Annotated in this window: 17 protein-coding genes; 12 read left to right on the top strand and 5 right to left on the bottom strand. The window is 66.2% G+C overall.

Annotation, left to right across the window (positions count from 1 at the left end):
* A partial coding sequence (locus ACIQ6O_RS02410) for a phage holin family protein (protein WP_396206171.1) occupies nt 1–186 on the bottom strand: 186 nt, incomplete at its 3' end.
* A 52-nt stretch (nt 187–238) separates the two neighbouring features.
* The gene (locus ACIQ6O_RS02405; protein ID WP_396206169.1) at nt 239–1,036 is read right to left on the bottom strand and encodes a GDSL-type esterase/lipase family protein; all 798 of its coding nucleotides are present in this window, start codon (nt 1,034–1,036) and stop codon (nt 239–241) included.
* Nucleotides 1,037–1,087: 51 nt separating this feature from the next.
* Between ACIQ6O_RS02405 and ACIQ6O_RS02400 the strand changes: the two genes are divergently transcribed.
* The 10 genes from ACIQ6O_RS02400 (at nt 1,088) to ACIQ6O_RS02355 (ending at nt 17,477) form a co-directional block, all read left to right on the top strand.
* On the top strand, nt 1,088–1,843 hold the full coding sequence (locus tag ACIQ6O_RS02400) for a FadR/GntR family transcriptional regulator (RefSeq protein ID WP_396206168.1): 756 nt from the start codon (nt 1,088–1,090) through the stop codon (nt 1,841–1,843).
* 127 nt (nt 1,844–1,970) lie between these two features.
* Nucleotides 1,971–4,922 carry a SusC/RagA family TonB-linked outer membrane protein gene (locus tag ACIQ6O_RS02395; protein WP_396206167.1) on the top strand — a complete coding sequence of 984 codons (2,952 nt, stop codon included), beginning with the start codon at nt 1,971–1,973 and terminating at the stop codon, nt 4,920–4,922.
* Between the two features lie 39 nt (nt 4,923–4,961).
* Nucleotides 4,962–6,584 (top strand): RagB/SusD family nutrient uptake outer membrane protein, encoded by a 1,623-nt coding sequence (locus ACIQ6O_RS02390; protein WP_396206166.1) that lies wholly within the window; start codon nt 4,962–4,964, stop codon nt 6,582–6,584.
* A 53-nt stretch (nt 6,585–6,637) separates the two neighbouring features.
* Nucleotides 6,638–9,268: a glycoside hydrolase family 2 TIM barrel-domain containing protein gene (locus tag ACIQ6O_RS02385; RefSeq protein WP_396206165.1), complete on the top strand. Its 2,631-nt coding sequence runs from the start codon at nt 6,638–6,640 to the stop codon at nt 9,266–9,268.
* 20 nt (nt 9,269–9,288) lie between these two features.
* Nucleotides 9,289–12,144, top strand: coding sequence for a glycoside hydrolase family 2 TIM barrel-domain containing protein (locus ACIQ6O_RS02380; RefSeq protein ID WP_396206164.1), 2,856 nt, complete (start codon nt 9,289–9,291; stop codon nt 12,142–12,144).
* Nucleotides 12,145–12,169: 25 nt separating this feature from the next.
* A complete protein-coding gene (locus ACIQ6O_RS02375) occupies nt 12,170–12,982 on the top strand; it encodes an SDR family oxidoreductase (protein ID WP_396206163.1) in 813 nt (270 codons plus the stop codon).
* A gap of 52 nt (nt 12,983–13,034) precedes the next feature.
* Entirely contained in the window at nt 13,035–14,081 is a 1,047-nt protein-coding gene (locus tag ACIQ6O_RS02370; RefSeq protein ID WP_396206162.1) for a mannonate dehydratase, read from the top strand.
* Nucleotides 14,078–14,899 (top strand): sialate O-acetylesterase, encoded by an 822-nt coding sequence (locus ACIQ6O_RS02365; RefSeq protein ID WP_396206161.1) that lies wholly within the window; start codon nt 14,078–14,080, stop codon nt 14,897–14,899. The genes ACIQ6O_RS02370 and ACIQ6O_RS02365 overlap by 4 nt, the downstream gene beginning before the upstream one ends.
* Nucleotides 14,900–14,974: 75 nt before the next feature.
* On the top strand, nt 14,975–16,360 hold the full coding sequence (locus ACIQ6O_RS02360; protein ID WP_396206160.1) for a phosphatidylserine/phosphatidylglycerophosphate/cardiolipin synthase family protein: 1,386 nt from the start codon (nt 14,975–14,977) through the stop codon (nt 16,358–16,360).
* 217 nt (nt 16,361–16,577) lie between these two features.
* The gene (locus ACIQ6O_RS02355; protein WP_396206159.1) at nt 16,578–17,477 is read left to right on the top strand and encodes a universal stress protein; all 900 of its coding nucleotides are present in this window, start codon (nt 16,578–16,580) and stop codon (nt 17,475–17,477) included.
* 221 nt (nt 17,478–17,698) lie between these two features.
* Here ACIQ6O_RS02355 and ACIQ6O_RS02350 read toward each other — a convergent pair whose 3' ends face one another.
* From ACIQ6O_RS02350 to ACIQ6O_RS02340, 3 genes are read right to left on the bottom strand one after another with little or no spacing between them, the layout of a single operon-like run.
* Nucleotides 17,699–18,709 (bottom strand): MlaD family protein, encoded by a 1,011-nt coding sequence (locus ACIQ6O_RS02350; protein WP_396206158.1) that lies wholly within the window; start codon nt 18,707–18,709, stop codon nt 17,699–17,701.
* 33 nt (nt 18,710–18,742) lie between these two features.
* Entirely contained in the window at nt 18,743–19,561 is an 819-nt protein-coding gene (locus ACIQ6O_RS02345; RefSeq protein WP_396206157.1) for an MlaE family ABC transporter permease, read from the bottom strand.
* On the bottom strand, nt 19,558–20,862 hold the full coding sequence (locus ACIQ6O_RS02340; RefSeq protein WP_396206156.1) for an MgtC/SapB family protein: 1,305 nt from the start codon (nt 20,860–20,862) through the stop codon (nt 19,558–19,560). The genes ACIQ6O_RS02345 and ACIQ6O_RS02340 overlap by 4 nt, the downstream gene beginning before the upstream one ends.
* A 110-nt stretch (nt 20,863–20,972) precedes the next feature.
* Between ACIQ6O_RS02340 and ACIQ6O_RS02335 the strand changes: the two genes are divergently transcribed.
* Together ACIQ6O_RS02335 and ACIQ6O_RS02330 are read left to right on the top strand one after the other, a co-directional pair.
* A complete protein-coding gene (locus ACIQ6O_RS02335; RefSeq protein ID WP_396206155.1) occupies nt 20,973–21,935 on the top strand; it encodes an ArsR/SmtB family transcription factor in 963 nt (320 codons plus the stop codon).
* Between the two features lie 154 nt (nt 21,936–22,089).
* Nucleotides 22,090–22,301 (top strand): adenosylhomocysteinase (locus ACIQ6O_RS02330; protein ID WP_396206172.1); only part of this gene is annotated, 212 nt, incomplete at its 3' end.

Below are 22,301 nucleotides of genomic sequence, written 5' to 3'. Positions count from 1 at the left end.
CGTGACGATGAGCACCGGCAGCGAGAAGAACGTGAGCACTGGCCGGATGAAGGTGTTCACCACCCCGAAGACGAGCGAGAGCCCCAGGAGGCCCGTGGCGCTGCCGGTGTAGCGAATCCCGTCGATGAATTGCGCGGCGGCCCACAACGCCGCGGCATTGATCAGTAGGCGAATCAGCAGGTTCATACCGAAGAATGCCCTCCTGACGGTGCTCGCGCGACCCGAATCAGGGTAACGCTCAGCGGCGCGCGCTACGCCAGGCCTCTTCCAGCACGGGCTTCAGGACCGCGGTGAACTCGACATAGGCGTCGGGCTTGAAGTGGAGGCTATCCGGCTTGAACAGGGCGCCGCGAATCTCGCCACGGGCATCGAAGAGCACCGGGTTGAGGTCCACGTACCGGAGCCACCCGCCTGATCGCGCCGCGTCATCGCGCAACACCGCATTGACCGAATCCACTACCGCCCACCGGGCGCGCTTGTCGGGGGCGCGCTGAATGGCGGTGAAGAAGATGGTCGTGCCCGGTAGTGCGGTGTGCACCTTGGTATTGAACTGCCGGATGCGATCGATGATGCCTGCCGCCGCGTGTTTGCCCTTCACATCGTTGCTGCCGCAGTAGTAGACCACGAAGCGGGGCTTGTACGGAAGCACGACGCGATCGGTGTAATGCAGCACTTCCCAGGTCTTGGAGCCGCCGAAGGCGCGGTTGTACACGGGGAGTGGGGCCATCTGTTCGGTGAGTGCTTCCCACTGCCGGAAAATGCTGCTGCCGATGAAGAGGATGCCGGCGGCCGGCGGCGGTGCCAGCCGATCATTGGTTTCGAAGGCGGCAATGGCGTCTGCGAAGCCGATCTTCGAGCCCTTGGGCACGTAGGCGGGGAGCACCGAATCAGCAGGGGCCGTGGCGACCGGCAGTCCAGCCGTCTGGGCTTGCAGTGTCGAAAAACTCGTGACCACCAGTGCAAAAATGGGCGTGAGCAGTGTTTTTGGGCCGAACGGTCTGTGGGGGATGGCGGTCGCCTTGACAGTGGGGCGCATGGTCGGGTAGTCTCTCGTCAAAGTCATAATATGACTTTATCACCAGAACACATGGCTGACCAGACTCCAGAGCATTCGCCCTCGCTGCGCCCCATCAGTCGTATCCGGCTGCCGAACGACCTCGCCGAACGCCTGAAGCAGCTCATCCAGCTCGACTACGCCCCGGGTGACCGGCTGCCGAGCATTGCCGCTTTGGCCCGGGACTTCGGGGTTGGGGCCCCAACGGTGCGCGAGGCGCTCAAGCGGCTCGAGATGGCGGGGGCGGTGAGCATCCGCCATGGCTCCGGTGTGTACGTGGGGCGGCGGAGTGACGCGTTGCTCATGAGCAATCCGGTGCTCACCGGCCTGCCGTCGAAACAGCAGCTCCTCGATCTCATCGAGGCGCGTGCCGCGATCGAGGTGCTGGGGGCCGAGCGGGCTGCGACCGCGGCGACCGACGCCCAGCTCGACCAGATGCAGGTGCTGCTCGCGCACGCTGAGGCCAACCTCGGCAACGACGAGGTGCTGAATCAGACCAACATGGCGTTCCATCGCAGCATCGCGGTGGCGTCGGGTAACACGGTGCTTGCCCAGCTGCTCGAAGTGCTCACCTCGCTGTTCACGCATGAACAGCGGGCGATTCTCGACATCCAGAACTCGCGTGCCGAAGACCATCGCCAGCACGTCGAGATCTGCGAGGCGCTGCGGGCGCGCGACGCCTCCATGGCTGGCCGCCTCATGGCTGCGCATCTGGACAAGGTGCGCACGGATCTCCAGCGCTGGGATCCGGCCGTCCATCCTCTCCCGGTCGTGGCTCGTCCTGCCTGACCATGGCTGCCCCGCCGTCCCGATTTTTCCCGTAGTCCTCCCACCGCACCTCCCTTCCGGTTCGCGCAGTCTCGCCGGCCCGATGTGCGTCCCACCTTCCCGGACGCGTCCAATCTCCGACCCCTCCATGTCACGAACCAATTCCTTCGCAGCGCTCGCTCTGCTGCTGGCCGTCCCGTTTGCGCTGGCTGGCGCGCAGGGCGGTCCGCTCATTCGCGGCCGCATCACGGCGACCGACAACGGCGAGGCCGTTGCTGGCGCCACCATCGTGGTGGCTGGCACCCGCATCGGGTCCGTCTCGGCTGAGGATGGCCGTTACGGCCTGCGTGTACGGGGGCCCAACGACACGCTCGTCATCAACCGTATCGGTTTCCGTGAGCGTCGCGAGGTGGTGGGATCCCGTACCACGATTGACGTGACGCTCGAGCGCACCGCCACCACGCTCAGCAACGTCGTGACCGTGGGATACGGCACGCAAAAGCGCTCCGACATCACCGGCTCCGTGGTGTCGGTGCCTACCGATCGCCTCGAGGACAAGCCCAACGTGTCCGTGGCGCAGGCGCTGCAAGGGTCGCTCCCCGGCGTCGCGGTGGTGAACAGCGGTGCCGGTGCAGAACCCACGCTCAACATCACCGTGCGCGGCCAGCGCTCCATTTCCGCCAGCGCCTCGCCGCTCGTGGTGGTGGATGGCATTCCCTACAACGGCCCGCTCGGGGAAATCAATCCGGGCGACGTGGCCTCGATCGATGTGCTGAAGGACGCGTCGGCGACCGCCATTTACGGCGCCCGCGGTGCCAATGGTGTCATTCTCGTCACCACCAAGAAGGGGGCGACGGGCAAGGCGCGGGTGCAGTACAGCGGCAGTGCCGGGACGCAGGAGTTCGTGGATCTGCCGCGGGTGATGACCGCGGCGGAGTTCATCACCTTCAAGTGCGAGCGCCTGCGCGTACGGGCCGACCAGTCGTGCGCCGAAACGTTCACGCAGACGGAGAACGACAACATCGCCCAGAACATCGATACGCCGTGGCAGACGCTCGGGACTCGCACCGGGACGCAGCGTCAGCACGACCTGTCGGTGAGCGGTGGTAACGAGGAAACGAAGTACCTCCTCGGCGGCTCGCTGCTCGATGTGGAAGGGGTGGCGAAGAACGATCGCTACGTGCGCACCACCTTCCGCGCGAACGTGGACCAGCAGATCCGGCCATGGCTCACCGCCGGCACGTCGACGCAGTTCGCGCGCACCGATCGAAGCGGGTTGCCCATCAGCTTTACCGATGCGTACTACCAGAACCCGCTCATCAAGCCGTTCAATACTGACGGCAGCATCCTCATCAATCCGTGGCCCGAGCAGCCGATCAACGGCGCCAACCCGCTCGAGAACCTCTTCGTGAACGACGCCGCCGTCAACAATCGTCTGTTCACGTCCAACTACGCGCAGCTTACGGTGCCCAAGATTCCCGGACTGTCGTTCCGTCTCAACGCCGGCGCCGATCTCACGAACAGCAACAACGGCCGCTACTACGGCCGCAACACCGGTACGGGGCTACGCTCGGCGGGTACCGCCACCACGAGCAACTCCACGCGCAACGACTGGACGGTAGAGAATCTCCTTCGCTATGCGAAGTCGTTCGGTCGCCATGCCATCGACGCGACGGGGCTGTACAGTGTGCAGTCGAGCAGCCTCGAGACGCGCAGCCGCGACGCGCAGGGGTTCCCCAACGATGTGCTCGGGTATCGCTCGGCGCTCGCCACGCTCAACCTGACCACGGCCAGCGTGGTGGAATCGAAGATCGTGTCGCAGATGGCGCGTCTCAACTACGGCTACGACGAGCGCTATCTCGCCACGCTGACGACGCGGCGTGATGGCTATTCGGGCTTCGGCGCCAACAACAAGTACGGCGTATTCCCCTCGCTCGCGCTCGCCTGGAACGTATCGAACGAGGGCTTCTTCCCGTTCAAGGCGCAGGTGGATGCCTTCAAGATCCGCTACACGACCGGCCGCAATGGCAATCAGGCGATCAACCCGTATCAGACGCTGTCGCAGCTGGCCGATCGCTCGTACCTGAGCGGCGACGCCTCGGCACCCGGCTACATCCCGTCGACGCTCGGCAATCCCGATCTCAAGTGGGAAACAACGGCCTCGTCGAACATCGGATTTGATCTCTCGATGTTCCGTGGCCGCATCAACTGGACGTGGGAACGCTACGAGGCGAAGACGCGTGATCTGCTGTTGTCCCGCTCCATCTCGTCGGTGCAGGGGATCACGCGGATCACGCAGAACATCGGCCGGACGTCGAACTGGGGCTGGGAAACCAACCTCTCCACGGTGAACGTCGACAAGGGCGGCGTGCGCTGGACGACCGATCTCAACGTGTCGGTGAACCGTAATCAGATCGTCGATCTGTATGGCGACGGCAAGAGCGATCTCGCCAACCAGTGGTTCATCGGCATGCCGATCGATGTGAACTTCGGCTACAAGTTCGACGGCATCTGGCAGCTGGCGGATACGGCGCGCATCCGCACGTCGGCCCAGCCCACCGCGAAGCCTGGCGACGTGCGCATCGTGGATGCGAACGGGGATGGCAAGATCGACCCCACCGATCGCACGATCATCGGCAGCCTGCAGCCCAAGTACACCGGCGGCCTCACCAACACGGTGCGCTGGAAGGGGATCACCGCAAGCGCGTTCCTGCAGACGGTGCAGGGGGTGACGCGCGTGAACGTGTTACGCGGCACCGGCCAGGTGAACGCGAACGTGAGCCGCAACATGCTGTACCAACAGTACTGGACGCCCACGAACCCCATCAACAGCTACCCGGCCAACAGTCAGACGAGCAATCCGTTGGGCGTGGACTTCTACGAAGATGCGAGTTTCGTGCGCCTCAAGGACGTGTCGCTCTCGTACGACCTGCCGAAGGCCACCTTCACGCGTCTCGGGGTGCAGTCGGCGCGTGTCTACGTGAACGGCCGCAACCTGTGGACGAGCACGAAGTGGACGGGCATGGACCCCGAGCTGGCCGGCCAGCGCGCTGTGCCACTCGAGCGCACGTTCACCGCCGGCGTCAACATCCGGTACTGAGCCATGACCAACCACGCAATCCGCTCCCGGACCCCACGCATGACGACCTCCTTTGCAACCCGCGCGCGACGACTTGCGCTGCTGGGTGGTTCGCTCGCCATGGCGCTGTCGATGGCCGCGTGCGACACCGACAAGCTGCTCACCGAAAACCCGAAGGACATCATCGTCGCGGACAACCTGTACACGAACCTCGAGGGGTTCGAAGCCGGGCTGAACGCGCTCTACGCCCAGGTACGTCGCGAACGCTGGGGACAGGACGAGTCGAACAACGAGCTGCTGATGATCCCGATGGTCATCGGTACGGACAACGGCTTCGGCAATTTCGTTTCCCCGAACGAGCGCACCTTCCAGGAGTTCGGTGTGCGCATGACGCCCGTCGACGGGTTCATCACGCACATCTGGAACGTGATGTACCAGACGGTCAATGCGGCGAATACCATCATCGCCCGGGCGGAGAACCCGGCGGTGAAGTGGAGCGCGGCGGACAAGGCGCGTGTCACGGCCGAAGCGCGGCTCATTCGCGCCTGGGCCTATCGCCATCTGTCATACCTCTACGGCGATGTGCCCATCAACACGCAGGAATCGTCGGGCACGAGCATCCGCAACGACTGGGAGCGGGCGCCGCGTGACTCGGTGCGTCGCTTCATCGTGAGTGACCTCCTGTATGCCGAACAGAACCTCCCGCTCACCACGACGAATCCCGGCAAGGTGACGAAGGCGGTAGCACAGCACTATCTCGCCGAGATGTATCTGGCGCTGAACCAGCCCGCGCTCGCCGAGCAGAAGGCGCAGGCGGTGATCACCAGCGGCAACTACCGGCTCATCACCGCGCGCTATGGCGTGAGGCGCACCGAGCCCGGCGTGCCGTTCATGGACCAGTTCGTGGACGGCAACGTGAACCGCGCGCAGGGCAACACCGAGGCGCTGTGGGTTCTGCAGTACGCGGAGCTCGTGAACGGTGGCGGTGGTAGCATCTTGCGCCGCTACTGGGTGAACCGGTACGAGCAGAACCGCGGTTTGCAGATTGCGCCGGAGTACGGTGGTCGTGGCATCGGCCGTTTGTCCATGACGCGCTACGCGATCAATCTTTACGAGCCGCAGGATCAGCGTGGCGGAACGTTTGCGCTGCGCCGTTTCTATACGTTCAACAACGCGGCCACGCTTCCCGCTGGCCGTCGTCTTGGCGACACGTTGCTCACCGCCTTCGCGGCCGAACGTCTGAGCGATCCGCTGTGGCCGAGTACGCGCAAGTGGGACTGGGCGAGCCCTATCGACCCGCAAGGTGGCGCCACGTTCGTGGACCAGCCGTACCTGCGGCTCGCGGAGACCTATCTTCTGCTGGCCGAGGCACAGTTTCGACAGGGGCGCACCACCGATGCGGCGGCGACACTGAACATCGTGCGCGCCCGGGCCGGTGCGTCGGCCATCACGCCGGCGCAGGTGACGCTCGACTTCATCCTCGATGAACGTTCGCGCGAACTGATCACCGAGGAGCAGCGGCGGTATACGCTGTTGCGCACCGGTACCTGGTTCGATCGTACCACGCGTTTCAACCCGCTGGCGCGTGCCGCGGTGCAGCCGCGCGACTCGCTGCTGCCCGTTCCGCAGTCGGTCATCGATGCGAACCTCGGGCGCAAGATGAACCAGAACCCGGGCTACTGAACGACATGCGCGGCAGCGTGATGGGGTGGACGCGGAGCATGGCTGCGGTGGCCATGCTTCATGCTGTGGGCGCCGGGGCACAGCCGGTGGGACGCGTGGAGCGCACCATCAACGACGGCTGGCACTTCGCCTACGGCGGCCAGTCGTACGGCGATCGCTTCACGGCGCTCGTGGAGCCCGGGAAGTTCCGGCCCTTCGAACGCGCCCAGGTGGCCGACGCTGGCTGGGAGCAGATCACGCTGCCGCACACCTGGAATGCGAAGGACCCGTTCGATGACGTCCCCGGATACCGGCGCGGCGTGGCGTGGTACCGTCGCTATCTCACGCTCGACAGCACGTACGCCGGCAAGTCGCTCTATCTGCGGTTTGAGGGCGTCAATCAGGTGGCGGATGTGTACGTGAACGGCGCGTGGGCCGGCCGTCATGCTGGGGGGTACACCGGTTTCACCTTCGATGTGACGAAGTGGATCACCCTTGGTGCGCGCAACATCATCGCCGTGCAGGTGAACAACGCGCACGATCCGTTCCTCGCCCCACTGGCGGTGGACTTCGTGCTGTACGGCGGCATCTATCGCGACGTGTGGCTGGTAGCCACGGACGCGGTACACGTGAGGCCGGGGGCCTTGGGCGAGAAGGGATCGGTCGTGCGTACTCCGTACGTGTCGCGCGATTCCGCCGTGGTGGAGGCCGACGTCACGCTGGCCAACAGCGGACGCACCGCGCGCACCGTCACGGTGGCCCAGATGCTCACCGACGCCACCGGGCGTGAAGTGGTGCGTCGTGAACGTGTGCTGTCATTGACGCCGGGTCAGACGTCGGTGACCGGTGGGCCCTTACCGACCCTGACGAAGCCGCAGCTGTGGAGCCCCGACACGCCGTACCTCTATACCCTGCACACGGAAGTCCGTGACGGGGAGCGTGTGCTGGATCGTGTGACCGACAGGGTGGGGCTGCGCTGGTTCGCGTTCGATTCGACCGGGTTTCGGCTGAACGGCGAAAAACTCGTCCTTCGCGGAACCAACCGGCATCAGGATCACGAGCGCTTCGGCAGTGCGCTGTCGAACGATCTGCATCGCCGCGATCTGACGCTCATCAAGGCGATGGGGGCGAATTTCCTGCGTCTGGCGCATTACCCGCAGGACCCGGCCGTGCTCGAGGCGGCGGACGAGCTGGGACTGCTCTTGTGGGAAGAGATCCCGGTGGTGGACTACATCAACCCCGATGCGCGGTTCACCGCGGCCACGGTGCTGCAGCTGCGCGAGATGATCCGGCAGCATCGCAACCACCCCAGCGTGGTGTTGTGGGGGCTGATGAATGAGGTGCTGCTCTGGTCGGGCGACGGCGAGCGGATCAACCGGCACAGCGACAGCACGTACCTGCGTCAGGTGCGCGAGCTCGAGGCCACACTCGACAGTGTGGCACGGGCGGAAGATCCGTCGCGGCCGACGACGGTGGCTCTGCACGGCAGCGATGACTACGACAAGGCGGGGCTCGGCGTGCGGACGCCGGTCGTCGGGGTGAATCGCTACGACGGCTGGTATAGTGGCGTGTTTGCCGACCTCGGTCGCGGGCTCGATAAGCGTCGCGCGGCGCATCCGGCCCAATCGCTCATCCTCAGCGAGTACGGCGCGGAAGACGACTATCGCGTGAACAGTCTCGTCCCCGAGCGCTTCGATTTCAGCGGCACGTGGCAACGCCGTTATCACGAGTCGTATCTGCGGCAGCTGGCGGCGCGGCCGTGGCTCGCCGGAAGCGCGGTGTGGAATCAGTTTGACTTCGGCAAGGGGGAGATCGGTGGTTCCATTCCGTTCCGCAATCAGAAGGGGCTGATGACGTGGAATCGGGAGTACAAGGACGTGTACTTCCTGTACCAGGCCAATTGGACGCGCACGCCGATGGTGCACATTGCGAGCCGCACGTGGACGCGTCGTACCGGTACCGACAGCACCGCGCCGGCCGGTGCCGGCATGCGCGCCGTGCGGCAGCCGGTGGATGTGTACTCCAATGCAGCCAAGGTGGAGCTGTTCCTCAACGGCCGCTCACTCGGTGTACGCGTCCCAGACGACGTGAAGCGCATCACGTGGGAGGTGCCGTTCACGGACGGCCCCAACGTCCTGGAAGCGCGCACGGTCGGTGCCGCGGCTGTGGCGACCGACCGTCTGGTCATCGACTTCACGTACCGCGCGCCGCGTCTGGCCGATGCCTCGGTACCGTTTCGAGATCTCGGTGTGAACGTGGGCAGTCAGGCGGAAATGGCCGATGTGGATGGCGTGCTCTGGGTCGCCGATCGCGTGTACACCCCCGGCGGCTACGGCCACGTCGGTGGCGAACCGATGCCATTCAGCAAGGAACTGCCCGTGCGCGGGACGTCTCAGCCGCCGGTGTACATCACGTACCGTGAGGGGCTGCAGGGATATCGCTTCGATGTCCCCGATGGAGAGTACGAGGTCGAATTGCGGTTTGCCGAGCCCAACGCGACGCCGATCGGTGAACGCGTGTTCGACGTGGTAGTGAACGGCGTCCTCACGGTGTCGCGGTTGGATCTCGCCGCGCAGGCCGGTACCGGCGTGGCCGTGCCCATTCTCTCGACGGCGCGCGCGACTGATGGCCGTGGAATCGACGTGCGGTTCATGGCCCACAAGGGGAAGCCGCTGCTCAGCGCCATCCGGGTTCGTCGCAAGTGAGGCATCATCACCGCTCGGTCGTGGCGCTGCTCGCGGCCGGTGTGCTGCCGGTCGTGATGCACGCGCAGGCATCGGGGGGAACACTTCGGACGCAGGTCTTCACCGATGTGTCGTCGATGCGCATCGATGTGCGCGTCGGTGATCACGGTGCGGTTGGCCAGCAGGTAACCGGTACGCTCCGCGCCGCCGATGGCACCACGGTGTGGCGAGGCTCCCTCGGTACGCTGGCGAAAGTTGAAGGCATGGCCGGCGTGTCCACTCGTGTCCCGTTGGCACGCGTGCAGCCGTGGTCGCCGTCCTCGCCGGTCCGCTACGATCTGCTTCTCGAGGTGGGCACGCTGCGGGACAGCGTGCGCATCGGATTTCGCCGCATCACGACCGCAAACGGTCGTGTTCTGCTCAACGGCCGCCCCGTATTCCTCAAGGGCAACGCGATCAATCCGCCGGGGCGCAACATTCCCGATTCGCTGTCGCGTAGCCCGCGATTCGCGCGCGAGTATCTGGGTTTTCTCAAGCAGCAGGGAATCAACATCGTTCGCCTCGGCACCCCCAATGCCTTGTGGCTGGATGCTGCCGACGATGTGGGGATGCTGGTATTCCAGGGCAACTACGGCACGCCGCGCGGTGGTTCGGCCACGCGCGTGCCGGGGAACTTCGCGGCGAGTGTCGCCTGGTATCGCGATACGATTCTCGCGCCGCAGGTGAACCACCCGAGCGTGGTGATCTACGCGCTCACCAACGAGACGGCCGACCCCGAGGTGCACTATCAGTCGGACGGTGCCGCGGCCATGGTGAGCTATCTCGGGGCCGTGACGGACAGCGTTCGGGCGTGGGATCCGACGCGCCTCATTCTGGCGAATGCGGGATACGGACACGGGCGCTCCGGTGACCTGTGCGATATGCATCGCTACTGGGGATGGTACTACAACTCCTTCCTCAGCTTCTACACGCTGCGCGATGCGTCCACCTGTTGGCGCGACGGCAAAGTGCAGCCCATCACCCTGAGTGAAGTGGTGGGCAACTACACGGGGGCCGACGGGCGCTACAATCTCGTCTCCGACACCAAGCAGCCGGATTCGCAGCTCAACTGGACGGGACACGCCCCCGACGAAGAACAGGGCCCGCGCGCGCTTGCATATCAGGCGTGGCTCACCGGTCAGGCGGTGGAGATCACGCGCCGGTTGCGCCCGCAGAACCAGGCCCTCGCCGGCGTGGTGCCGTTCACCATTCTCTTCTCCAATTGGCACGGCATCACGTCGGTGACCGACATGGGGCCGAAGCCGGTGGTGGAGCAGCTGGTGCGCTCCTTCCGTCCGGTCCTGCTCAGCTGGGAGCACTTCACGCCGCAGCGCTATTCAGGTGACGCATGGCCGGTGGTGGCACATGTGGTGAACGATGCCGACGACGGTCGGGCCATCGTCGGCGCCACGCTCGTGGCCACGTTGCGTGATGGTACGGGGCGGGCGCGATTCACGACGCGCCTCCCGTGGCCCGTGGCGGCGCACTACACGGCGAGCGCGCGTTCACTCACCATCCCGTTGCCGCGCGACGCCGAGGGGTCGCTCACGCTCGAGGGCGTGCTGGTGCGCGGCCGCGATACGCTGAGCCGCAACCATACCACGGTCCGGGTGTTCGCACGGAAATCCCCCGTTTCGATGTCCGGTCGCACGTTGCGCTTGTACGATCCGAGTGGTCGGACGAGGCGCGCACTCAGCGCACTGGGGGTGCGCACCGAGCCGCTCAGGCAGCTGGTTGGCCTCGACCCGCAGCGTGACGCGGTGGTGGTGGGCAGCGGCAGCTGGGATACTCTGCTCACGGGTGACGTGGGGTTGCTGGAGGCGTTCACCACGCGCGGCGGTCGGGTACTCGTACTCGACCAGCGGCCGGATGCCTTCGCCACGCATTGGTTGCCTGGCGGGGTGCGCCCCTCCATTACGCCGCTCGATCATCCCTACGTGATGCCTGGTGGTCGGCCATGGGCGCAGGGGATGGCCATCAACCCCGAGCGTCCCGCGCATCCGGTGTTCCGTGGCATCACCCGCGATGATCTGTTCCTGTGGAGTGATTACACGGGATGGCGCGAGACGAAAGCTGGCTTGCCCGCGGTGTATCCGGTGACCCGCGGCTACGCGCTGACCCGACCGCAGGAGTTGTCGCGTGTGGCGGTGCTCGCAAACTACGATCACGGTCTCGCCGGTCACGCGCTGACCGAGCACTTCATCGGTCGCGGCAGCGTCGTGCTGTCGGCGTTCGACATGGTGCCGCGGGTGGGGAGCGAGCCGGTGGCCGATCGACTGCTGCACAATCTCGTGGCCTACGTGGCGGGGAACGACACCCACGACGTGCACCCGCTGATCAGTGGCATCATCGAGTGGGGGAACTACGGCTCGGAGCAGGGTATCGTGACCGGTGTGAACAGTGGGTTGCTGGTGAACACCGTGCCCACCATGCCGGAGGCGATGCGTGCCGCCAATGCCACGACGATCGACGCCGAAGGATTCTGGCTGGCCGGTGGCGAAAGTGGTGGCTGGAACACACGGCCCGCGGTACAGTACGTGGCGCGGGGCCGTCGCCCCTACGGCCCCTACGAGTTCACGTCGGGCGGGTCGTACAAGCTGCTCGACGCCGGGTCTGCGGAGGGTGAGGGGCGGGTGTGGTGGCGTGTGCCCGAGGGGCGCACGTCGCTGCAGACCACGGTGCTCAACCCCACGTCGACACCACTGAGCCTCACCCTTACGGTGAACGCCCGACCGGTCACCACGATTGTGGCGCCCAACGACAGCAGCGTGGTACGGGTGCCGTTTACCGGTACTACGGTCGCCATGCACGCGCGGGGCGATCGTCGTCTCGTGCTGCTGCGTACGGAATCCCGCTGATCTCCCTCTTCGTCCTTTCGATTTCGTGACGGATCTCTTCGATATTCGTGATCGCGTGGCCATCGTTACCGGTGGGTATGGTGTGCTCGGTGGCAGCATGGCCACCACGTTGGCGGCTGCAGGCGCACGGGTCGTGGTGCTTGGGCGTCGCGAAGCCGAAGCGCGGGCGATGGTCGAGCGTCTCGTGGACGCCGGTGGACAGGCCATGATGGTGCTGGCCGACGTGGTCGATCGCGATGCGCTGCAGTCGGCACGGGCGCACGTTCTCGAGGCATGGGGGCGCATCGACATTCTGGTGAACGCCGCGGGCGGCAACGTGGCGCGGGCGCGCAGCGACAATGGGCCGCCCTTCGATCTTCCCATGGATGCATTCGACGAAGTGCTGCAGCTCAACTTGCACGGGACCGTACTTCCGTCGCTCGTCTTCGGCGAAGCGATGGCATGGCAGGGGCGTGGCAGCATCATCAACATCTCGTCGATGGCCTCCACACAGGCTCTCAGCGGCGTGATGGGCTACTCGGCTGCCAAGGCCGCGGTGGAGAACTTCACGAAATGGTTGGCTGTCGACTTGGCCCGTCGATGCGGTGAGGGGCTGCGGGTGAATGCCATCTCGCCGGGGTTCTTCCTCGCCACGCAGAATCGCGCCGTCCTGGTGGATGCTGACGGCAACTGGACGCCGCGTGCGCAATCGGTGCTCGCCAAGACCCCCATGGGGCGGTTCGGACGCCACGAAGAGTTACACGGGGCCGTCCGCTTCCTGTGCAGCGACGCGGCGTCCTTCGTGACGGGTACCGTGCTCCCGGTCGATGGTGGCTTCAGCGCCTTCACCGGCGTATGACGATCGTCGCTTATTTCAACGAATCCCCAACGCAGATGAGTGTGAGTTCGGCATGCGCATGACGTTTCGGTGGTACGGTCCGTCGGATCGCGTGACGCTGAGGAACATCCGTCAGATTCCGGGTGTGCGCGGCATCGTGAGTGCGGTGTACGACGTACCGGTAGGCGAGGCATGGACGCGCGATAGCGTTTCGCGTCTCACGGACAGCATCGACAACGCCGGGCTGTCATTGCAGGTGGTCGAAAGCATTCCCGTGCATGAGCACATCAAGCTCGGCGCCGTCGATCGCGACCGCTACATCGAGGCGTGGTGTGAGAGCCTGCGCCAGGTGGGTGAGGCCGGGGTTCCGGTGGTGTGCTACAACTTCATGCCCATCTTCGACTGGATGCGCACCGACCTCGCGCATCCCATGGCGGACGGCTCCACCACCCTCACGTACAGTGACGAGGAGCTGGCGCGCTTCGATCTCACCCGCGGCACGGGCGAACTGCCCGGTTGGAGCACGGCCTACGATGCGGCTACCCTCGGTGCGCTGCTCGATGCGTGGAAGGCCGTGAATGCGGAGCAGTTGTGGGAGCATCTCGCGTACTTCCTCGAGCGTGTCGTGCCTGTGGCGGACGAGGTGAACGTGAAACTCGCCATTCACCCGGATGATCCGCCCTGGTCGATCTTCGGCCTCCCGCGGGTCATCACTGACGGGGACGCGTTGCGGCGCTTCCTGTCGCTCGTGGACCATCCGGCCAACGGCCTCACGTTCTGCACCGGCTCGCTGGGCGCACTCGCGAAGAACGATCTGCCGGCGCTGGTAGACGAATTCGCGGCGCGCGGTCGTATCCACTTCATGCACTGCCGCAACGTGAAGCGTCGGGATACGGCCACATCCCGGGCGTTTGACGAAGTCCCGCATCCGTCGGAGTTCGGTGACGTGGACATGCGCGGCGTGTTGTCGGCACTGGCGCGGCACGACTACACCGGTCCCATGCGTCCCGATCATGGCCGCATGATCTGGGGCGAAGAGGGCCGCGCCGGGTATGGACTTCATGATCGTGCACTCGGTGCGATGTACCTGCAGGGGCTGTGGGAGGGGGTCCGGTCATGAGGCATCGATTGTTGTCGGTGGTTCGCGCTGCCACTATGCTCGCATTGGTGCCGGCGCTGGCGTGTGCGCAGCCGCGTTCGGCGCCGGTGCCCACGAAGGACATGCAACTCTTCCTGCTCGTGGGGCAGTCGAACATGGCTGGCCGTGGCACGGTGGAAGCCGAGGACAGTACGGTGGTACCCCGGGTGTTCATGCTTGACGCGAGGCAGCAGTGGGTGCCGGCGCGCGAGCCCATGCACTTCGACAAGCCCAAGGTGGTGGGCGTAGGACCCGGGCGCGCGTTCGGGGTGGATATTGCGTCGGCGTGGCGGGAGAGTGAGATCGGGCTCATTCCGGCCGCGGTGGGCGGGTCGTCCATCCGGTCGTGGGAGCCCGGCGCGATGGACGGTCCCACCAAGACTCATCCGTACGACGATGCCATCGTACGCGCGAAAGCCGCACTCGCCTCGGGGCGCCTGGCCGGTATTCTGTGGCTGCAGGGCGAGACGGACAGCAACGCTCAGGGCCCGGCTGATTACGAGCAGCGATTGCGCGCGGTCATCGCCAACATGCGTCGCGACCTCGATGCGCCCGATGTGCCGTTCCTAATCGGGCAGATGGGGCGTTTCGCTGAAAAGCCGTGGACCGTGCATCGCACACGCGTGGATAGCATACATCAACTGGTGGCGCGCACCACGTCACGTTCGGCGTTCGTGCGCACCGATGGCCTCAAGCATCGCGGTGACACCACCCACTACGACACGCCGTCCGTGCGGGAGATCGGACACCGGTATGCGAAGAGTTTCTTGACCATGGTGCCCGCGCCCGCGCGTCGCTGATCCTCTACATGGTCTCTCGTGCCGCGTCACGCCCGCTTCGGCGGTGCGTGGCGCGGCACGCTAGGTTTCTGGAGGATGCCCACCACGTCGTTTCCCCGCGCCGAGCGCGCCTGGCGCGTTTGGGCCACTGCGCGCCAGTTGGTGAATGGCGTACGCGACGGGGCCTTTCGCACGCTGGCGCAGCGAATCGATGGCGGCCCGTTGCATCGATGTCCGCCGGTGCGCCTGCTTCCCGACGGGGAAGAGGCTTTTGCGCGCATGCAGGCGGCTATCGACGCGGCGCGCGAGGAGGTGCTGCTCGAAACGTACATCCTGCGCGACGACAAGCTGGGGGTACGTGTGCAGACGGCGCTGCTGCAGGCGGCGGCGCGTGGACTCCGCGTGTGTGTGTTGGCCGATGCGGTGGGCTCCCTCGCGACGCGTGGATCGTTCTGGGCCACGCTCGAGTCCGGTGGTGTACAGGTGCGTCACTTCCACCGGTTCTGGCATCACCCCTTCGATGCGTTACGCCGTGATCATCGCAAGCTGCTGGTGATCGATCGCGCCACCGCCTTTACCGGCGGCATGAACATCGGTGAGGAGTACGGTTCAAGTATCCGCCGTCGACATGACGCCTGGCGTGACACGTTCGTGGAGTTGCGGGGGACGGTGGCGGGTGAGTTGGCGGCGGTGTTCGCGGAGGGGTGGGATCGCGCCCGTGGTCCGGTGTTGCCGGGGCTCGAGTACGTAAGCTGGAGTGAGGGGGTGCTGCATCCGCCCGCTCGCCCGTTGGCGCTCAATGCCGCGCTCGCCTCGCGGTGGCCGTTCGTCGCGCCACTTACGGCACGGGTGCAGCGGCAGCTCGGGAAACGTCGCGACCGACGACGTGGTCGACAGGTGCGACGTATCGCCGAAGCGGCCGGTCATGACGATCCCGCCGTGCTGGTCGTGGATCCGCGCCCCGGACGTGGGCAGCGCGAGATGCTGACCACCCTGGTGGCGCTGGCGGCCGCGGCGCGCGAACGGTTGTGGATCACCACGCCCTATTTCGCCCCGCCGACGCGGGCGCTCACCGTACTCGCGGCGGCCGCGCAGCGCGGAGTGGACGTGCGGCTGCTGCTGCCCGGAGCACGTACCGATGTGCCGCTCGCCCGGCATGCCGCGCACGGGGCGTACGCGTATCTGCTCGACCGAGGCGTACGGATTTTCGAGTATCAGCGCGCCACGTTGCACGCCAAGACGCTGGTGGTGGATGGACACGCCAGCCTCATTGGTTCATCGAATCTCGACTTCCGCTCGTTCTGGCTGAACGCCGAGTGCAACGTGCTGCTCTTCGACGATACGTGCGGGGCCGCCCTGGAGCGGGTGTACACGGCGGACCTCGAAGGGAGCCTTGAGATCACCGCTGCGGCCTGGCGACAGCGCGGCTGGGCGCACCGGTTGGGTGACTGGGTGGCGCGGGCATTCCGGTGGGCGTTGTAGCGTCTGCCGCGTGAGGTCGCGGTCGGGCCAGCACGCCGGCCATCCGCATATCGATGTGCGGGATTCCCTGACGTTTGCGGGAGTCCTCCCCGATAGAGGCCACGGCCTCAGCGTGCGACCCTTGTACCGTGTCGCGTGATGCGCCGCATCGGCTGTGTTCCCGATGTCGGTAACGGCGGCCTGTATCCGCTTCATGTCCGCCATCGCTGAGTTACCTGTGTCTTCCCCCAGCCAGTCGTTTGCGCTCGCCGGTGGCCCCGTTCTGGTGGCCAGCGACGGCACCGCGGTGTCCCACGAGGCGCTGTTCAACGCCGGACGGTTGGTGTCGTCGGCGTTTGGCGGGCCGCTCGAGGTGATCGGCGTGTGCGAACCCATGCCGGGGGGGGCCGCCGGCATGGATGTGCTGCCGGTGCCCGCCGAGCTCGACGAAGCCCGGCGCGCCAACATGCTCGACGACCTGCGTCGCTCGGTAAACATCTCCGCGGCGGGCGATCCGTCGTGGCCGATCACGGTGCTCGTGGGCTCGCCGGCGCGCACCCTCGCGGCTGAGGCTGACCGTCGCGGGGCGGCGCTTGTCGTCATGGGTATCGGACGACACAACCCGCTCGACCGTTTGTTCGGCACGGAAACAACACTGGCCACGTTGCGCGAATCGCGGGTGCCGGTATTGGCGGTCGGCCCGAGTTTTCCGGCGGTCCCTACCCACGCCGTGGTGGGACTCGATTTCAGCGTGGCGAGTGTGCAGGCGGCCAATCTGGCTCTCCACCTGCTGGCGCCCGGTGGTCGCCTGACGCTGGTGCATGTGCGTCCGCGGTTCGAGCACCCGAGCGCCGACTGGCAGGCGTGGGATGTCGAGTATGGGCGCACGCTGCCGCCGCTCTTCGATCAGGTGACGGCGCAGCTCGACGTGCCGCGCGGGGTCACGGTGGACACGGTCACGGTGCGTGGCGACCCGGCGCCGGCGTTACTGGCGTACGCGCAGCAGGCGAACGCCGATCTCGTGGCCGTGGGGACGCAGCGGCACTCGTTGTACGAGCGCCTGGTGGTGGGCTCGGTGACGACGCGCGTGCTGCGGACGGCGAGAGTGGGCGTACTCGCGGTGCCGGCTACCGGGTGAGACGGCGCGTTGTAACTGCGGCGGGAACTGCGGGTTACTGCGTCATGGATGAACAGCGCTATGGGACATGGGTTACGGCGAAACCGTAACTGCGGGTAACGGCGGAGCGTGGGTGTCCGCGGTTTCGGTTTCGCTGTCATCATGACCCATGACGCTGTTGATCCATGACGCTGTCACCCGCCGTTTTCCACGCTATTTCCCGCGCAGTCACCGCTACCGCCTCAGAAGACCCTGACGTTGATGTATCGCTTCGGATTCTTCTTCATGTCCGCTACAAGCGCGCGCAGTTCGCGGACGAGGGAGTCGCTCTGCTGATAGAGTGACGGGTCATTGATCATCAGCCCCATCGTCCCTTCGCGGCTGTTTGCCTTGGCGAGTACGGAGTCGGCGCGCGACACGGCGCGCGATAGACTGCTCTCGGTGCGATCGAGCCGGTCGGTGATCTGTTTGAGATTCTGCGCGGCCTGCACGAGTTCGCGCGCGGCATTCTGTGAGTTCGTCACGATCGTCTGCAGCTCGCCACGGCTCGTGGCGCTATCCACGCGGGAAGAGAACGTGTTGAGGCGTGTGGCGGCATCGTTGATGGTGGTGAGCCCGGTCTGCACGTTGGTGCTGATCCTGTCGAGATTGCGCGACTGCACGTTCACGGTGCGCGCGAGTTCAGCCGACAGCTGGGCGAAGTTGCGGATGCTTTCGCGCAGCTCGCGCGCCGCGGCGTCATCGAACGCGACCTGCACCCGTTCAGCCACCTTGGCCACGTCACCACTGATGCGTCCAGCCACGGCGGTGAGCTGGGCGATGTCGGGGAGCACGGCGCCGGCCAGCGTATCGCTGCCGGTGTGTGCCTCTTTGATGGCGGCCAACAGTGCACGATCACCCGGCACGGCATCACGACTGGTCACAGTGGCCTGCCATTCACCGAACAAGCTCGACGCGGCGAGCAGCACGACCGGATCTTTCGGCATCTCGACATCGCGGTCGAGTCCAAGCTTGAGCACCACCCAGTTGTCGTCACCCAGCGCGATCTGTTCCACGCGTCCCGCGCGCACGCCGCGAATCACGACGGGGTTACCGAGCGACACGCCGCCCACGTCGCGCGAGCGCACGGTGAGATGCCGTGTACGGCCGCCGAGGTCGGCCTGCTTGAGCCACAGGGTGCCACCGATCGTGATGGCGGTGACGATGAGGACCGTGAGCCCGACGACGAAATCACTGGCGCGTCTATTGGTCATGGGACCATCCGGAAGCCGACGTTCGGCAGGCGATCATTTGAGGGTGCGATTGGTGAGCCACACAACGGCCCAGAACGCGTCGAGCACGAGAATCATCACGGCGGAAATCACGACGGCACGGGTGGCGCCGCGCCCCACGCCCTGCGCACCGCCTTGGGTGGTCAGGCCAGCGCGGCAGCCGATGAGCGCCACGGCCGCGCCGAAGCTGGCCGACTTCACGAGGCCGTAACGCACATCGAAACTGGTGAAGAAGATGCGCACACCCTTGAGGAATTGCGGCGTGCTGATATCGAGTAGCGACAGCGACGCGGCCCATCCCGAGAGGAGCCCCACCAGCATGGCCACCGCCACCACGATCGGAAACATCGCGGCCGACGCGAGCACGCGCGGCACCACGAGATGGCTCATGGGGTCGAAGGTGAGCGTCTCGAGGGCATCGATCTGCTCGGTAACGCGCATGGTGCCCAACTCGGCGGCAATGTTGGCGCCCACCCGCCCGGCGAGCGCCAGCCCCGTGAGCACCGGAGCCAACTCGAGCGTGACGGTCTTCTGCACGAGCGTGCCCACGAAGTACGGCGGCACGAGGTCGCCCACACTGTAGCTGGCGAGCAGCGCGAGCACGATGCCGGTGAAGAGCGCGATGAAGATGCCGATGGGGAGCGATTCCACACCGAGGATGCGCGCGTGTACGGAGAACTCCGGCAGCCACGTGCGCACGTCGCGCATCGCCCCCACCACGTCGCTCACGAAACGGGCGCCGCTGCCGATCGGCGCAATCACGGTGCGGGTGGTACGACCGATCGCGCTGACGTAGTCGCGCATCGTGGTGTGGGTCTTCGTGTCGTCACTCATCGCGGCCATCCGATGAGCAGCCCGACCGCGCTGCCCACGGCGAGGACCGCGAGTCCCGCGGCGGCGCGCACGCGGTACCGCGGTCCCCCGATGGTGAGCACGAGGGTGGCCTTGAGCGCCGTGTTGGACAGGACCCCCACGCCGACGGCCGCCGCCGCGGTGCGCACCTGTGCGGGATCCGCGGCGAACCGGGTCATCGAAAGGGTGAGTGCATCCATGTCGGTGAGTCCCAGCACAGTGGCCGAGGCGATGATCCCGGCCTGTCCGGCGTGCTGCTGCATCCAGGCCAGCGCGAAGAGCACCACCTGAAACGCGACGGCCATCTGCAGCGATGTCGACAGTCCGAGGGGGTTGGGCCCGTTGCCGGCCTTCGCGGGCGCGTCGCCGATGGTCTGGGGGGTGCCACGGCGATGAGGGCGCGTGTCGCGCTCGCGCCAGAGGGCGAGGCCGATGATGGCGACACCGGCGAGCAGGACGGGACCCAGCACGGGGACCAAGGCCCACGCGAGGGATGGGCGCAGCATGGAGGTGACGACGAACAAGCGCGGAATGAGCACCGTGCAGGCCGCGACCACGCCGAGGGCGAGTGGCAGGGCGAGCTGCGGTTCGTCGCGGCTGCGCCGGCTGAAACCGAGGGCGACGGCGGTGGAGGATACGAAGCCGCCCACGAGTCCCGTGACAGCAAGACCGCGGGTCTCGCCGATGAGCCGGCGGGCGATGTAGCCCACGAAGTTGAGCGCCGAGAACACCAGCACGACCACCCACAGCTGACGCGGACGGAATGCCCCGTATGGGCCGTAACTGCCTGAGGGGAGCACCGGCAGGATGACGAGCGCGAGGACCGCGAAGAGCAGCGCCGCGCGCATCTCATTGGCGTCAATGCGCTGCAGCAGCTGCTGCAGACGCGACTTCTCGGCGAGCAGTACGACGATGATCGAGCCGGCGGCGGAGGCGGGGGTGCGGAGCCCGAGACCAGCGGTGAGCCCGAGGGCGACGACCAGCACCGCCGCCACTTCGGTGGTGCCATCGGTGGTGGTGCCCGGCCGGCGCATGGTGGCCCAGTAGGCCACGATGGGGAGCAAAACGCCGCCCGCGGCGACGACGGCCGCCAGCGCCGGGTACCCCAGGCGCACGAACCACCCGGCGAACCCGCCGATCGTACCCAGCAGGGCAAAGGTGCGGGCCCCCGCAAACCGGCCGTCGGGGCCCGCGCTGTGCCCCGACCACTCGCGTTCCACCCCCACCGCCAGTCCGACGAGGGCCGCCACGAGGAGGTCGAACGCCAAGGAGAGTTCAGGCATCAACTGTATGGTATAGCCCTGGCGTCGGCGGTGAGACAGGGAAAACCGCACAGGGGAAGGGGATATGTCACCACTATCCGTTCATCCGGATAATAGGATATATTTTAGGCATGACCGCCCCCCGGCTCTCCATCCACGACCATATGGTCGAGTTGGCCGACACCACCCGGTGTCGGCTGCTCGCCGCGCTCGAGCGGCAGGAGCTGACCGTGGGGGAGCTCGCGCAGTCGTTGCAGCTTCCACAGAGCACGGTAAGCCGGCACCTCAAGATTCTCGCCGATCAGGCGTGGATCGCCTCGCGGGCCGAAGGGGCGAGCCGGTGGTATCGCCGCAATCCGCAACTCGATCCCGACATGCTGGGGCTGTGGGAGCTGGTGCGGAGTGCCATGGCCGACACGCCGGGGGCGCAGCAGGACGCGGCGCGCATCGACGCGGTGATCGCGTCGCGCCGCACCGTCACCCAGGCGTTTTTCGCCACGGCGAGCGCCGAATGGGATGCCCTGCGCACCGGGATGTTCGGCGCCCGCGCCGATCTCGCGGCGACCTTCGCATTGCTCGACTCGCATCTCGTGATCGGTGACCTCGGCTGCGGCACCGGCTCACTGTCGGCCGCGCTGGCGCCGCATGTGGACCACGTGCATGCCATCGACGCGTCGCCTGCGATGCTGACCGCGGCCCGATCCCGACTGAGGGCGTTCGGCAACGTGAGCGTGCAGGATGGCGCGCTCGAGTCGTTGCCCCTCTACGACGGGGTGCTCGACGTGGCGATCCTCATGCTGGTGCTGCATCACGTGAGCGATCCGGTGCGCGCGCTACGCGAAGTGCACCGGGTGCTGCGTCCCGGTGGGCGCGTGCTCATCGGTGACATGCGCCCGCATGCACAGGAGCGCTTCCGTGAACAGATGGGACACGTGTGGCTCGGGTTCGCTGAGCACACGATGCACGAATGGCTGCACGAGGCCGGTTTTGCGCAGCTGCGGTACGTTCCGCTCCCGGTGGACCCGGATGCGAGCGGTCCGGCGTTGTTCAGTTGTACGGCGGTGGCGATGCCGCGGCCGATGATGGTGTTGTAACCGAAATCGCGTATGGCGGGGGAGTTTGTCGTTCGTAGTGGAAGTTTTCAGTTGTGAGTCAACTGACAACCAACAACTGTCACTACGCACTACACACTTCTTCGACGCCACACAGAACTCTCTCAACCGAACCAATCCCATGGCTACCTCCGTCATGACCGAAAACGGTGTCGTCGAACTGACGGCGACCGATCGTCCCGCCTTTGCCGTGCGCGATCTCGCGCTGGCGGAGTGGGGCCGCAAGGAAATCCGTCTCGCCGAAGTCGAAATGCCCGGTCTCATGGCACTGCGCGCGGAATACGCGGGCAAGGCGCCGCTCAAGGGCGCGAAGATCATGGGCTCGCTGCACATGACGGTGCAGACGGC

Source organism: Gemmatimonas sp. (assembly GCF_044345575.1).
In the GTDB taxonomy this organism is placed as follows: domain Bacteria; phylum Gemmatimonadota; class Gemmatimonadetes; order Gemmatimonadales; family Gemmatimonadaceae; genus Gemmatimonas.
Note: the sequence above shows the minus strand (reverse complement) of the source record. Positions and strands in the feature narration are given on the sequence as shown.

Excerpts from the sequence above, each read along its gene's own strand:
- ACIQ6O_RS02345 (WP_396206157.1), bottom strand. The coding sequence starts at position 19,561 with ATGAGTGACGACACGAAGACCCACACCACGATGCGCGACTACGTCAGC.
- ACIQ6O_RS02365 (WP_396206161.1), top strand. The coding sequence starts at position 14,078 with ATGAGGCATCGATTGTTGTCGGTGGTTCGCGCTGCCACTATGCTCGCA.
- ACIQ6O_RS02390 (WP_396206166.1), top strand. The coding sequence starts at position 4,962 with ATGACGACCTCCTTTGCAACCCGCGCGCGACGACTTGCGCTGCTGGGT.
- ACIQ6O_RS02360 (WP_396206160.1), top strand. The coding sequence starts at position 14,975 with ATGCCCACCACGTCGTTTCCCCGCGCCGAGCGCGCCTGGCGCGTTTGG.
- ACIQ6O_RS02400 (WP_396206168.1), top strand. The coding sequence starts at position 1,088 with ATGGCTGACCAGACTCCAGAGCATTCGCCCTCGCTGCGCCCCATCAGT.
- ACIQ6O_RS02340 (WP_396206156.1), bottom strand. The coding sequence starts at position 20,862 with ATGCCTGAACTCTCCTTGGCGTTCGACCTCCTCGTGGCGGCCCTCGTC.
- ACIQ6O_RS02395 (WP_396206167.1), top strand. The coding sequence starts at position 1,971 with ATGTCACGAACCAATTCCTTCGCAGCGCTCGCTCTGCTGCTGGCCGTC.
- ACIQ6O_RS02335 (WP_396206155.1), top strand. The coding sequence starts at position 20,973 with ATGACCGCCCCCCGGCTCTCCATCCACGACCATATGGTCGAGTTGGCC.
- ACIQ6O_RS02405 (WP_396206169.1), bottom strand. The coding sequence starts at position 1,036 with ATGCGCCCCACTGTCAAGGCGACCGCCATCCCCCACAGACCGTTCGGC.
- ACIQ6O_RS02385 (WP_396206165.1), top strand. The coding sequence starts at position 6,638 with ATGCTTCATGCTGTGGGCGCCGGGGCACAGCCGGTGGGACGCGTGGAG.
- ACIQ6O_RS02370 (WP_396206162.1), top strand. The coding sequence starts at position 13,035 with ATGCGCATGACGTTTCGGTGGTACGGTCCGTCGGATCGCGTGACGCTG.
- ACIQ6O_RS02350 (WP_396206158.1), bottom strand. The coding sequence starts at position 18,709 with ATGACCAATAGACGCGCCAGTGATTTCGTCGTCGGGCTCACGGTCCTC.